This is a genomic window from Eggerthella guodeyinii, from assembly GCF_009834925.2.
GTDB lineage: Bacteria > Actinomycetota > Coriobacteriia > Coriobacteriales > Eggerthellaceae > Eggerthella > Eggerthella guodeyinii.
In genome coordinates this window covers 2,947,739-2,960,417 of sequence record NZ_CP063310.1, presented here as the reverse complement: position 1 = coordinate 2,960,417, position 12,679 = coordinate 2,947,739, and the positions used below count along the sequence as shown (strand labels likewise).

At 67.0% G+C, this 12,679-nt stretch carries 10 protein-coding genes; 8 read left to right on the top strand and 2 right to left on the bottom strand.

Annotation, left to right across the window (positions count from 1 at the left end; genetic code table 11):
- Positions 1 to 13: 13 nt before the first annotated feature.
- Positions 14 to 1,270, bottom strand: a complete 1,257-nt coding sequence (locus GS424_RS12560) for an MFS transporter (RefSeq protein WP_160942718.1) — start codon at positions 1,268 to 1,270, stop codon at positions 14 to 16.
- A 281-nt stretch (positions 1,271 to 1,551) separates the two neighbouring features.
- Here GS424_RS12560 and GS424_RS12555 point away from each other — a divergent pair, with 281 nt between their 5' ends.
- From GS424_RS12555 to GS424_RS12520, 8 genes are all read left to right on the top strand, one after another.
- A complete protein-coding gene (locus GS424_RS12555) occupies positions 1,552 to 2,445 on the top strand; it encodes a DNA/RNA non-specific endonuclease (protein WP_160942719.1) in 894 nt (297 codons plus the stop codon).
- Between the two features lie 76 nt (positions 2,446 to 2,521).
- The gene (locus tag GS424_RS12550) at positions 2,522 to 2,848 is read left to right on the top strand and encodes a hypothetical protein (RefSeq protein WP_035586164.1); all 327 of its coding nucleotides are present in this window, start codon (positions 2,522 to 2,524) and stop codon (positions 2,846 to 2,848) included.
- Between the two features lie 30 nt (positions 2,849 to 2,878).
- Positions 2,879 to 3,814: an undecaprenyl-diphosphate phosphatase gene (locus GS424_RS12545; protein WP_154333765.1), complete on the top strand. Its 936-nt coding sequence runs from the start codon at positions 2,879 to 2,881 to the stop codon at positions 3,812 to 3,814.
- Between the two features lie 241 nt (positions 3,815 to 4,055).
- Positions 4,056 to 4,337 carry a chorismate mutase gene (locus GS424_RS12540; RefSeq protein ID WP_035586161.1) on the top strand — a complete coding sequence of 94 codons (282 nt, stop codon included), beginning with the start codon at positions 4,056 to 4,058 and terminating at the stop codon, positions 4,335 to 4,337.
- Positions 4,334 to 5,134 (top strand): 3-deoxy-7-phosphoheptulonate synthase, encoded by an 801-nt coding sequence (aroF, locus tag GS424_RS12535; RefSeq protein WP_052106177.1) that lies wholly within the window; start codon positions 4,334 to 4,336, stop codon positions 5,132 to 5,134. Before GS424_RS12540 ends, aroF begins: the two co-directional genes overlap by 4 nt.
- Positions 5,135 to 5,299: 165 nt before the next feature.
- Positions 5,300 to 7,024 (top strand): Na/Pi cotransporter family protein, encoded by a 1,725-nt coding sequence (locus tag GS424_RS12530; protein WP_160942720.1) that lies wholly within the window; start codon positions 5,300 to 5,302, stop codon positions 7,022 to 7,024.
- Positions 7,025 to 7,130: 106 nt separating this feature from the next.
- Positions 7,131 to 9,581, top strand: a complete 2,451-nt coding sequence (locus tag GS424_RS12525) for an ATP-dependent helicase (protein WP_035586157.1) — start codon at positions 7,131 to 7,133, stop codon at positions 9,579 to 9,581.
- A gap of 182 nt (positions 9,582 to 9,763) precedes the next feature.
- Positions 9,764 to 10,618, top strand: a complete 855-nt coding sequence (locus GS424_RS12520) for a DegV family protein (protein ID WP_035586155.1) — start codon at positions 9,764 to 9,766, stop codon at positions 10,616 to 10,618.
- Between the two features lie 359 nt (positions 10,619 to 10,977).
- Here GS424_RS12520 and sdaAA read toward each other — a convergent pair whose 3' ends face one another.
- Positions 10,978 to 12,588 (bottom strand): L-serine ammonia-lyase, iron-sulfur-dependent, subunit alpha, encoded by a 1,611-nt coding sequence (gene sdaAA / locus GS424_RS12515; RefSeq protein WP_160942721.1) that lies wholly within the window; start codon positions 12,586 to 12,588, stop codon positions 10,978 to 10,980.
- Positions 12,589 to 12,679: the final 91 nt, after the last annotated feature.

The window sequence follows — 12,679 nt, the reverse complement described above, 5'->3', positions numbered from 1 at the left end:
CGGCCCTCGGTGCTTACGCGGCGGGCTGGTCCTTGCGCTTGTTCGAGAGCATGATGGAGCCCACGATCAGGCAGATGAAGATGGCGATGCCGTAGAGTATCCAGGCGCCGGTGTAGGAGCCCGTGCCGTCGAAGATGGCCCCCGACAGCGGATTGCCGATGATGGGTCCCAGGTAGAAGAAGATCTGGACCGATCCGTAGATAGAGCTGAACTCCCGCTCGCCGAACGACGCGATGGTCAGCAGCGGCGAGAACACCGTGGGCGTGGCATAGGCCAGGCCGAACACGACGGCGAACACGTAGCACAGCGCGGTGTTGAGCGGCACGAGCAGCACGAGCACGTAGGACAGCACGAAGAAGCTCAACGCGATGATGAGCGTCGGGCGCGGGCCGAACGTGTCGCGCACCTTGCCCCAGATCACCTTGCCCACCATGAGGAAGGCGCTCGTGATGCCCAGGATGGACGCGGCGAACACGGCGTCGAGCCCCGCGCCGGTGAAATACGCCTGCAGGTGCGTGAACGTGCCCATGCCGCAGCCGCTCAAGCACAGCACGATGAACGCGAGCAGGTAGAACTTCGGCGAGCGAATGGCCTCCTTGTACGACACGCCCTCGCGCTTGACCTCGCCCGGTGCGGCGCCGTCGGAGGTTTCCGTCTCGACGTACCCGAGCGGCTTGAGCCCCATATCCTCGGGCTTGAAGCGGTAGACGATCATCACGGGGATGAACACCACGAAGATGATGGCAGCAAGCATGAGGTAGGCGGTCTGATAGCCGTAGGTGGCGATGAGCTGTTGGCCGACGGGATTGAAGATCATGCTGCCGAAACCCGAGCCGGCCATGGCGATGCCGATGACGAGGCCCTTGTTCTTGATGAACCAGTTGTTCATGAGCATGGACACCGTCGAAGTGCTCACGGCGGCCAGCCCGGCGCCGATCACGAAGCCGCAAATCCAGAACTGCCATGCCTCGCGGCACTGCGACAGCGTTGCGAATGCGGCGATCATCACGATGGCGCCGCAGATAGTGAACAGCTTCGGCTTGATCTTCTTGTAGATGATGCCCAAAAACGGCACGAGGATCATGAGCGCCGCGTTCTGGAACGAGAGGTACAGCGTCATGCTGCTGCGCGGCAAGCCCAGGTCGTCGCATACCGGCGTGATGAACTGGCCTGCGCAGTTGTTCACGATGCCGGTCCCCACGATCAGCATCACGAGGCAGCTTCCCAGCATGTAGTACCCGTAGAAGATGCGTTTCTTTCCCTCTGTCATGGCAGCACCCACTTCCCCTTGACGAACCTCGGTTGATGAAGCTCCTGGCGCGGCGGGGCCGACAAGGTGAAACTCCGCTGCGTGCCCGCTTCAAACGATACGGAAATCGCAGGGGGCTTTGAATCCGTCCAGGGTCGCAATGTCTGCGGCTTCGGAGGGCTTGCGGGCGCGTTCCTGCGACCTTTTGCGACCACGGGCGAGCAAAGTCGTAGACGGAAGTCCCTTCCGTGCGGCTCGGGGGCGCATGCCGTATACTGAACCTATGGTTGAAGGGGGTGGCGATGGTGCGAGGTCTTGCGAGGCTGCTGCTTGTCGGGTTGCTGCTGGCGTGCGGCGCGTTGCTGCCCGCATGCGAGCGCGAGACGCCGGCGCCGATAGCGCCTCCCGAGCACGCCGTCGCGCTGGACGCCATCCCCGCGTTCTCGGGCGATCCGTTCGTCGAGATCGACGGCAACGAGCCTTCCTTCTCCGAGGCCGAGCATCAGCTTGCGGCGTTCGAGGCGTATGCGCCGCTCGACGGGCTCGGGCGTTGCGGGACGGCGTTCGCGGTCGTCGGTCCCGAAACGATGCCGACGGAAGAGCGCGGGAGCATCGGCGGCGTGAAGCCGTCCGGCTGGCACCTCGTCAGGTACGACATCGTCGACGGGGCGTACCTCTTCAATCGCTGCCACCTCATCGCGTACCGGTTGGTCGGCGAGAACGCCAACGAGCGCAACCTCGTCACGGGAACGCGGTTCATGAACGCCCAGGGCATGGCGCCGTTCGAGAAGCGGGTTGCGGATTACGTCGATCGGACGGGCAATCGCGTTTTGTATCGCGCGACCCCCGTGTTCGAGGGGGACGATCTGGTTGCGCGCGGCGTCCATCTGGAGGCGGAATCGATGGAGGACGACGGGGCGGGCGTCAGCTTGAACGTCTTCGTCTACAACGCGCAGCCCGGCATCGAGATCGACTACGCGACGGGGGAGAGCCGGCTGGACGGAACGCTCGCGCCTCCGGACCGATTCGACGCGTCGCAGCACGCCTACATCCTCAACGTCAACACCAAGCGCTTCCATCGGCCCGATTGCCCTTCGGTCGACGACATGAAGGCGGCCAACCGGGAAGGCTTCGACGGCACGCGCGAAGAAGCCGAAGCGCGCGGGTACGCTCCCTGCGGAAGATGCGAGCCGTAGCGATCTCGGTCTCCTCGCGATGTTGCCCCTGTGGTTTCTCTTCGCTCCTCGCTCATCCTCGTGTACAATTCGCGGCATGGAGAACGCGCGAAACGACATAGAGGCGCTTGACGACCTGGAGCTGGACGCGCCCGCGCCCGCCCCGGCGGTCGACGATGCGCCCGCGGCGAAGCGCCCGCGTCGGGAGCCGCCGTCGGACGAAGAGCGCCAGCAGATGCACGCCTCGTTCAACGACCGCATCTCCTATCTCTGCAAGATGGCGGCGCTCGTGGTGGCGCTCGTCTCCCTTGCCACCATCGCGCTCGGGCAAGAGCTTCCCCAGTTCGTCCTCATGGGGCTGTGCCTGTCGGTGGCGCTGCTGGCCATCGCCATGCTGCAAGACCATCATCAGCGCAAACGATAACCGCATCGACTCAACCAAGGATACGCACGCATGATCATCGAAGCATTGAAGGCCTTCCTCATCGGCATCGTGGAAGGCATCACCGAATGGCTGCCCATCTCCTCGACCGGCCACATGATCCTCGTGGACGAGTTCGTGAAACTGCAGGTGTCCGACGAGTTCCTCGCCCTGTTCCTCGTGGTCATCCAGCTGGGCGCCATCATGGCCGTGCTCATCCTGTACTTCCACAAGCTCAACCCGTTCTCGCCGAAGAAGGACGCCGTCGAGAAGAAGAGCACGTGGCGTCTGTGGGGCATGGTGGCCATCGGCTGCATCCCGGCCGCCATCATCGGCCTGGCGTTCGACGACCTGGTCAACGAGTACTTCTACAACAAGGTGACCGTGGCGGCCATGCTCATCCTGTACGGCGTGGTGTTCATCGTGCTCGAGCGCCGCAACCGCCGCCGCCTGCGCGAGGCCGAGGCCGCCCTCGAGGCGCCGCGCGGCCGCCATGCGCGCGTGGCGTACGGCGACGCGGCCGACGAGGCCGAGGCGTCGCTGTTCAAGATCACCGACGTGGACGAGATCGACTGGAAGACCGCGCTCAAGATCGGCTGCTTCCAGGTGCTGGCCATCATTCCCGGCACGAGCCGCTCCGGCGCCACCATCATCGGCGGCATGCTGGCCGGCTGCTCGCGCACCGCGGCGGCCGAGTTCACGTTCTTCCTGGCCATCCCCATCATGTTCGGCTGGGGCCTCGTGAAGTGCCTCAAGTTCTTCGCGGCCGGCATCGCGATGACGTCCACCGAGGTGCTCGTGCTCGTGGTGGGCATCGTCACGGCGTTCGCCATGTCGGTGGTGGCCATCAAGTTCCTCATGGGCTACATCAAGAAGAACGACTTCACGGCGTTCGGCTGGTACCGCATCGTCGTGGGCGTGCTCGTCCTGGGCTACTTCGTCTTCGAGAGCATGGGCATGCTGCCGTAAGGCGCGCTTGCACGGAGCATCGCACGGTTCGCGGCGCGCCTTCGGGTGCGCCGCGTGCGTTCGGGGTGGGGCGTCTCGGGCCTCGGAGGACTCTCGTCCCCGCGATATCCCATGAACTTCCTCGCAAATTCGGGCGGCGCGTCGTTGGAGCGCGTCGCTTTTGCTATGATGTCAGGCACACGTGATGCCCGCGACGCGGGTCGAGCGTTACCGCATTTGAGAGTCATGAGAGGAAAAGCCGATGTCTGAAGAGAACAGCTCCCTGGCGGAGATCCAAGAACATCGTGCCAAGATCGACGAGATCGATCAGCAGATCGTCGCGCTGCTCAACAAGCGCGCCGGCCACTCGCTGGTCATCCGCGGTCTCAAGCCCGGAGCCCATCTAGGGCTGTACGACGCCAAGCGCGAAGAGGAGATCTTCGCGAAGGTGAGCAGCTACAACGAGGGTCCCCTGTACAACGAGAACCTGCGCGAGATCTACTCGGCCATTCTCAAGATCATGAAGGAGACCCCGTCCGTATGAGCGAAGCGAAGATTGCCCCCATCCCCGACTTGGGAACCCGCACCGACGAGATCACCATCTTCGCCGGCCCCTGTTCCGTCGAGTCGGTCGAGCAGTTCGACGAAGTGGCGGAATGCGTCGCGGGCCTCGGGTTGCAGTGGATTCGCGGCGGCGCGTTCAAGCCCCGCACGAATCCGCACTCGTTCCAGGGCCTGGGCGAGGAAGCCCTCAAGATCATGCGCGACGCGGGTCAGAAGTACGGCCTCAAGACGCTCACCGAAGTCATGGACTCGGCGCACTGCGAGCTGGTCCACTCCTACGTGGACGGCCTGCAGGTAGGCGCGCGCAACTTCCAAAACTTCAGCCTGCTGAAGAAGATCGGCCAGGTCACCGCCGAGTCGCACAAGATGGTGCTGTACAAGCGCGGCTTCGCGGGCACCATCGCCGAGTGGCTGGCCGCCACCGACTACCTCACCGCCGAGGGCAACGACAACGTGGTGCTGTGCGAGCGCGGCATCCGCACGTTCGAGACGGCCACGCGCTTCACGCTGGATATCGCCGCCATCCCGGTGATCCACAAGCAGTCGCTGTGCCCCGTGTGCATCGACGTGTCGCACCCCGCCGGCCAGCGCGACCTCGTGCCGGCGCTCGCCTACGCCGCCGTGGCGGCCGGCGCCGACTCCATCATGATCGAGGTGCACCCCAACCCGCCCGTGGCCCTGTCCGACGGCCCGCAGCAGCTGACGCCCGCCCAGTTCGAGGTGCTCGTCGCCAAGCTGCGCGAGATCGCCGCCGTCTTCGGCAAGAAGATCGTGTAAAGAATCGAGCGCGTCCGACGGCCTGAAAACCGTCGGACGCGCCCCTTTTGTAAAAACTTTACCCGAACTTTACCTTCCCTTGACCAGGGTCTTACCGACTCCCCGGTATCCTTTCGGTTCACGTGCTTGAGCGCTTGCAACCGACGATGCGAAGGGGAGTCCCGCGTGAACGCTCCGATGGAAACCGTGTTCGGCCTGGCTGGCGGACTGGCCGTGTTCCTGTTCGGCATGAACATGATGTCCGAGGGCCTGCAGAAGGCCGCCGGCGCCAAGATGAAGTCCATCCTGTCCCTGCTCACCTCGAATCCCGTGCTGGGCGTGCTGGCCGGCGCGGTGGCCACCGCCGTGCTGCAAAGCTCGAGCGCCACCACGGTCATGGCCATCGGCTTCGTCAGCGCGCGCCTCATGACGCTGCGCCAGGCCATCGCCGTCATCTTCGGCGCGAACATCGGCACCACGATGACCGCGCAGCTCATGGCGTTCAAGATCAGCGACTACATCTGGCTCATCGTGTTCGCCGGCTTCATCGTGTGGTTCGTGGCGAAGGACGAGCGCATCAAGAACGTCGGCCAGACCGTGTTCGCGTTCGGCCTGCTGTTCGTGGGGATCGACACGATGGGTGCGGTCATGAAGCCGCTCGCGCAAAGCGACGTGTTCCTGGGGCTCATCGACCAGGTGAAGGGCATCCCCGCGCTCGGCGTGGTGGTGGGCACCGTGATGACGCTCGTCGTGCAAAGCTCGAGCGCCACCATCGCGGTGCTGCAGAGCTTCGCCTCGCAGCCCGGCCCCGACGGCGTGACCAGCGTGCTGGGCCTCCAGGGCGCCATCCCCATCCTGCTGGGCGACAACATCGGCACCACCATCACGGCGCTGTTGGCCTGCATCGGGCAATCGCGCGACGCGAAGCGCACGGCCGTGGCGCACAGCGTGTTCAACATCACGGGCGCGTTCGTGTTCATCTGGTTCGTGCCCCTCATCGCGCAGTTCGTGCAGTTCCTCACGCCCGGCCCCGACCTCGACGTCATCGCGCGCCAGATCGCGAACGCGCACACCACGTTCAACGTCGTGTGCACCCTGCTGTGGCTGCCGCTCATCGGAGTGATGGTGAGGATCGTGACGTTCCTCGTGCCGGGCAAGGCCGACGGGGAGGCGCACGCCGCCCTCGTCACCCTCGACGACAAGATCCTCGGCCAGCCGGTGTTCGCCATCAGGATGTTCGGCGAGGAGCTGCAGGCGTACTGCGGCAAGGTGCGCGCCATGCTGGGCGCCCTGCCCGGGGCGATCGCGAACCGGGACGCCGCCGCGCTCAAGGCGCTCCAGGCCGATTGCGCGCAGGTGGAGGCCGCCGAGGGGGAGCTGGCGAACTACGCGGTGGAGCTGCTGAGCGCGGGCGCGACGTCCGAGCGGCAGGCCGCGGAGATATCCGACCTCATGTTCATCGTGGACGCGGTGGGACGCATCGGATCGCGCTGCGGCGAGACGGCCGCGCTGTACGGTGAGCGCCTCTCGTCCAAGAAGCCGTTCTCGGACGAGGCGCGCGAGGAGCTGGCCGAGAGCGCCGCGATGGTGTCGGACATGTACGACGCGGTGCTGCGGTTCCTGAGCGACCAGGACGCCGCGTCCGAACGGGTGCTCGACGAGCGCCGCCGCCAGATCATCAAGCGGCAGAGCCGGGCGCGCAAGGCCCACTTCCGCCGCGTGGGCAGCCAGCTGTGCGCGCCCGAGAACAAGGCGGTGTACAACCAGCTGCTGCTGTGCCTGGAGCGCGCCGGCAACGAGTGCTCGAACCTCGTGGAGCACGGCGCGGAGCTGTCCATGTGGGGCGATGCGCTGGGCGCCGACCGGCGTCCGGATGCGCCCGCCGGCGAGCTGGCCGAGGCGCTCGCGTAGCGGTCCGCGCGCTTGCGCAGATTGCGCGCGTTTGCCTGTCGCCGGTCGAGAAACGCGGTAGAATACGGAAGCTTGTTTTCACCTCCATCCGTAGGAGACTGCTCATATGTCAATCGATATCGACAGCTTGAACGGGCCGCAACGCGAGGCGGTCGTCACCATCGACGGGCCGCTGCTCGTGCTCGCGGGCGCCGGCTCGGGCAAGACGCGCGTGCTCACGTACCGCATCGCGAACCTCATCGAGAACCACGACGTGGCCCCGTGGGAGATCCTGGCCATCACGTTCACGAACAAGGCGGCCGCCGAGATGCGCGAGCGCCTGAACGGCCTGGTGGGCCCCCGTTGCCGCGGCATGTGGGTGTCGACGTTCCACAGCATGTGCGTGCGCATGCTGCGCTCCGACGCCGAGAAGCTGGGCTTCACCCGCAACTTCACCATCTACGACACCGACGACCAGAAGCGCCTGTACAAGGAGATCATGGCCGAGTTCGACATCGATCCGAAGCGCTTCCCCGTGAACGCCCTCATGAACCGCATCTCCGCCGCGAAGAACGAGCTCATCGTGCCGAGCGCCTTCGAGAAGGAGGCCAACGACCCGGTGGGGAAGGTGGCCGCGCGCGTGTACGCGCGCCTGCAGGAGCGCCTCAAGGCCGCGAACGCCTTCGACTTCGACGACCTCTTGCTGTACGCCTTCCTGCTGCTCAAGAACCACGAGGACGTGCGGTCGGCCTACCAGAGCCGCTTCCGCTACATCATGGTGGACGAGTACCAGGACACGAACCACGCCCAGTACTCCATCACGGGCCTGCTGGCCGAGGGGCATAAGAACATCATGGTGGTGGGCGACGACGACCAGTCCATCTACTCGTGGCGCGGCGCCGACCTGCGCAACATCCTCGAGTTCGAGCAGGACTACCCGAGCGCCCACACGGTGAAGCTCGAGCAGAACTACCGCAGCGTGGGCAACGTGCTGGCGGCCGCGAACGCCGTCATCGCGAACAACCAGCACCGCAAGGCGAAGAAGCTGTTCACGAGCGCCGAGGACGGCGACAAGATCCAGGTGTACATGGCCGCCGACGAGCGCGACGAGGGTCGCTGGATCGCCGGCGAGATCGAGAAGCAGCGCGCGGCGGGGCTGTCGTACAACCAGGTGGCCGTGTTCTACCGCACGAACGCGCAGAGCCGCATGCTCGAAGACATGCTGCTGCGCGCCGGCGTGCCGTACCGCATCGTCGGCGGCACGCGCTTCTTCGACCGCGCCGAGATCCGCGACGTGATGGCCTACCTCACGCTCGTGGTGAACCCGGCCGACGACATCGCGGCGAAGCGCGTCATCAACGTGCCGCGCCGCGGCATCGGCAAGACCACCATCGAGCGCATCGAGCAGTTCGCCCGCGAGATGGGCATGACGTTCATGGAAGGCGCCGAGCTGGCCATCGTCGACCCCGAGCTGCGCGCGTCCGCGCGCCAGGCCATCGGCGAGTTCGTGGGCCTCATCAACGAGGCGCGCACCTACGGCGGCGACCTGCGCAAGGTCATCGAGATGATCATCGACAAGAGCGGCCTCATCGGCGCGTTGCAGGCCGAGAACACCGACGAGGCGCGCGGCCGCATCGAGAACATCCAGGAGTTCCTCGGCGTCGTCGACGAGTTCACCGAAACCCACGAGGACGAGGACGCGATGTACGAAGCGCCCACGGCGGGCGGAGCGGAGCTCGCGGACGAGGAGGCCGCCCCGGCGTTCTCTGCGCCGGCGGATGCGCCGGCCGGGTCGTTCTACGCCTTCGCGGGCGCGAACGAGCTCGCGAAGGCGTCCGAGGACTCGCCCGTGCGCGTCCTGCGCGGCGACTCGCTGGCTGACTTCATCGAGTGGGTGCGCCTGCGCACCGACCTCGACACGGTGGCCGAGGACGGCCATGCCGTCACCATGATGACCGTGCACTCGTCGAAGGGCCTCGAGTTCGACTGCGTGTTCGTGGCCGGCATGGAGGAGACGCTGTTCCCCCACATGAACAGCGTGGGCGACGCGGCCGGCATCGAGGAGGAGCGGCGCCTCGCGTACGTGGCCATCACGCGCGCCCGCAAGAAGCTGTTCCTCACCTGCGCCTACGCCCGCCAGATCTTCGGCCAGACGTCGTCGAACCCCATCTCCCGGTTCGTCCAGGAGATCCCCTCCGAGCTGCGCCAGACCACCGGCCTCGGCTCGGCCGGCTTCAGCGGCACCGGCTGGGAGAAGCGCGGCAGCCGCAAGGGCATCGCCGGCAGCGGCACCGAGGCGGGCGGCGGCCGCGTGTTCGGGCGCTCGAGCGCGTCGGGCCCGACGAACCGCACCGACGACCGCGCCGCGCGCGTGAGCGGCTCCTACGTGCGCCCCGGCGCCGAGAAGAAGGCGGCAGCGAAGATGACGTTCGCCGCCGGCGACACCGTGGACCACAAGACGTTCGGCCGCGGCAAGGTGACGAAGGTGGACGGCGACACGCTGTTCGTGAAGTTCTCCAAGACCGGCCAAACCAAGAAGCTCCTCAAGGACTACGCGCCCATCGTCAAGATCGGCTAGCGCGAAGCCCGCATCGGACACGGTGCGGGCTTCGTCGTTTCTTCGCGGTTTCGGTTCCACTTTCGTTCGACCTCTTGCAACGCGCTGCGCTATCCCGCATGATGAACGCATCGACGACGTGCGGTCACCACCGATCCACAACCCCGCGCTCTTCGTCCCACTGGCGAGAGAAAGAGGTTCCCATGAAGATCGTCACTGATTCTTCCGTCATGTTCTCCGTGGAAGATGGTGCGCGGCGCGGCATGACCGTGCTGCCGCTCGTCGTGGCCATCGACGGCCAAACCTGGCTCGAATACGAGGACATCTCGGCCGAGGAGTTCCTGGCGAAGGTGCGCGCGGGCGCGTTGCCGCAAAGCGCGTCGCCGCCGCCGGCGCTCACGCTCGCGGCCTACGATACCGACGACGAGGTGATCCACCTCGCCATGGCCGACGGCCTGTCGGGCGCCTACGAGGTGGCGTGCGGCCTGGTCAAGCAGGCGCGTCATCCCGAGCGCGTGCAGGTGGTGAACACGCGCACGCTGTGCGTGCCCCATCGGGTGCTGGCCTGCACGGCGGTGCAGCTGGCCGGGCAGGGGCTCGACGCGGCGGCCGTCCTCGAGGCGCTGGACGCCCAGATCGCCACCGCGCACTCCTACCTCATCCCCGAGGATTTCGACTACCTGCGCCGCGGCGGGCGCCTCACGCCGCTCGCGGCCACGTTCGCCCACCTCGTGAAGGCGTTCCCCGTCATGAAGCAGACCGACGACGGCACGCGCCTCGAGAAGATGAAGGTGGCGCGCTCGTTCGCGAAGGCCGTCAACGCCATCGCCGACGATCTGGAAGCGCGCGGCGTGGGCGAAGGCTTCTTCCTCAGCGTCAGCCATGCCGACAACCCCTCGCAGGCCGAGGAGGCGTCGCGGATGCTGGCCGAGCGCTTCCCGGGATGCCGCCGCGGCATCTTCGAGCTGGGCCCCGCGTTCATCACGCAGGGCGGCCCGGGCTGCCTCGCCATCCAGGCCATCGACCTGGGAGCGTTCCCCGACCTCGTGCTGGAATAGCGCACAGGGAAAGCGGCCGTGCCTGCCAAGGTGCGGCCGCTTTCTTGTCTCGTATCGTAAAGGCCGCTTTGACGTCAAGCCGCCATGGCGTCTCGCGAACCCGGATGCGCTCGTCACCCTGTACGTCAATGGCGGTTTTGCACCGGAAAAGGCGATTCTTGCACGAAAAGCGTCGATGTGCGAAACCTCCGGTCGGCATCTTCCGGTTCGCTGTATCCAGTTTTTCGAAAACCGCAGGTCGGCGATATGGCTCCCGGTGAGCAGGGTCGAGTGCCGCGCCAGCTGGCGTCCTCACGTCTCGCACGCCGTCGATTTTTGTGCGCTGGCGACGGGATCACCTGCAGCGCGCCCGTCGAGCGCTAGGCGCAGTCCGGGCAGTAGGCGCAGGCCGTCGGCGCGGCGGCGATGCCGCCGAGCGCGCTTTCGCGCAGCTCGAAGGGCAGCGAGCGTCCCACCTTGCGCATGGCCTCCACCGTCTGGTCGAAGTCGACGAGGTTGCCGATGCCCGCGAGCGCGATCTGCGCGCTGACCAGCGCGACGGCGGCTCCGGCGGCGTTGCGCTTCTGACAGGGCTCCTCCACGAGGCCGGCGATGGGGTCGCACACGAGGCCCATCATGTTCGTCAACGCGTTGCTGGCCGCGGCGAAGCACTGCGCGGGCGTGCCGCCCATGAGCTCGACGGACGCGGCGGCGGCCATCGCGGCCGCCGAGCCCACCTCGGCCTGGCAGCCGCCTTCGGCCCCCGACACCGTGGCGTTGCGCGTGATGAGGTAGCCGATGGCGGCTGCGGCGGCCAGACCGCGCGCGAGGTCGTTGTCGCCGTAGCCGCGCGTGCGCTGCAGCGCCAGCAGCACGCCGGGCAGCACGCCCGCCGAGCCGGCCGTGGGCGCGGCCACGATGCGGCCCATCGACGCGTTCGTCTCGAGCACCGCCATCGCGTAGGCGATGGCGCACGACAGCTGGTCGTCGCACAGCTCGCCGCCGCGCTCGTGCAGGTCGGCCAGCTTGCGCGCCTCGCCGCCGATGAGGCCGCCCATCGAGGGCAGCGCCTCGTCGATGGGGCGCCGGGCGGCGCACCTCATCACGGCCAGCGCCTCGCGCAGGTACGCCGCCGCGCCGTCGGCGTAGCCGAGGCTCGCGGCCAGCGCCGCCTCGCGTGCGAGGAACGCCTCCGACAGCGTCGCGCCGTGCTCCTCGCAGTACGCCAGCAGCGCCGCGCCGTTGCCGAAGTCCAGTTCGGCGAACCGTTGGAGCGCGGCGGCCGCGTCGGGCACGGCGACGCGCTCGACGTCGGCGCGCGCGTCGCCGGGGATGATGCGCACGTCGTAGATGGCGGGATGGTCCTCGATGGCCGCCTTCGCCTCCGCGCCCACCGCCTGATCGGTCTCCAGCACGGTGTAGGCGGTGTCGCCCTTACGCTCGCGGTACATGCGCGTGGTGGCGATGTTCACGCCCTCGTCGCTGATGCTCTGCGCGATATGGGCCAGCACGCCCTTCTCGTCGCGCTGCCGCACGACGATGCTCGCGCTCTCGCCGGTGATGCGCACGTCGATGTCGTCGATCTTGCGGATGACGGCCGCGCCGCCGCCGATGCTCTCGCCGCGCACGTCCATCGCGTTGCCCGCGGCGTCCACGATGCGGACGTCGATGGTGTTGGGATGGTCGTACTCCGCGTCGGGCAGCGTGACGAACGAGAACGCGAGCCCCGCCTCGCGCGCAAGGTCGAAGGAGTCGCGGATGCGCAGATCGTCGGTGGCCAGCCCCAGCATGCCGGCCACGAGGGCCTTGTCGGTGCCGTGGCCGGTGAGCGTGTGCGCGAACGACCCCAGCAGCCTGAACTCCACCGTCTTCGGCTCGGCCAGGCACAGCCGGCGCGCCATGTAGGCGATGCGCAGCGCGCCCGCCGTGTGCGAGCTCGAAGGGCCCACCATGATGGGGCCGATGACGTCGGTGAGGCCGAGTGTTTTCATGGACGCTCCTCGCTTTGCCGGTTCCGCTGGTTCTGCGCATGGTCGGGGTCGGATCGTGCGCGCCTATGGTATCACGGACGGGTGCGGCCGT

Excerpts from the sequence above, each read along its gene's own strand:
- GS424_RS12520 (WP_035586155.1), top strand. The coding sequence starts at position 9,764 with ATGAAGATCGTCACTGATTCTTCCGTCATGTTCTCCGTGGAAGATGGT.
- sdaAA (WP_160942721.1), bottom strand. The coding sequence starts at position 12,588 with ATGAAAACACTCGGCCTCACCGACGTCATCGGCCCCATCATGGTGGGC.
- GS424_RS12560 (WP_160942718.1), bottom strand. The coding sequence starts at position 1,270 with ATGACAGAGGGAAAGAAACGCATCTTCTACGGGTACTACATGCTGGGA.
- GS424_RS12540 (WP_035586161.1), top strand. The coding sequence starts at position 4,056 with ATGTCTGAAGAGAACAGCTCCCTGGCGGAGATCCAAGAACATCGTGCC.
- GS424_RS12555 (WP_160942719.1), top strand. The coding sequence starts at position 1,552 with ATGGTGCGAGGTCTTGCGAGGCTGCTGCTTGTCGGGTTGCTGCTGGCG.
- GS424_RS12550 (WP_035586164.1), top strand. The coding sequence starts at position 2,522 with ATGGAGAACGCGCGAAACGACATAGAGGCGCTTGACGACCTGGAGCTG.
- aroF (WP_052106177.1), top strand. The coding sequence starts at position 4,334 with ATGAGCGAAGCGAAGATTGCCCCCATCCCCGACTTGGGAACCCGCACC.
- GS424_RS12525 (WP_035586157.1), top strand. The coding sequence starts at position 7,131 with ATGTCAATCGATATCGACAGCTTGAACGGGCCGCAACGCGAGGCGGTC.
- GS424_RS12545 (WP_154333765.1), top strand. The coding sequence starts at position 2,879 with ATGATCATCGAAGCATTGAAGGCCTTCCTCATCGGCATCGTGGAAGGC.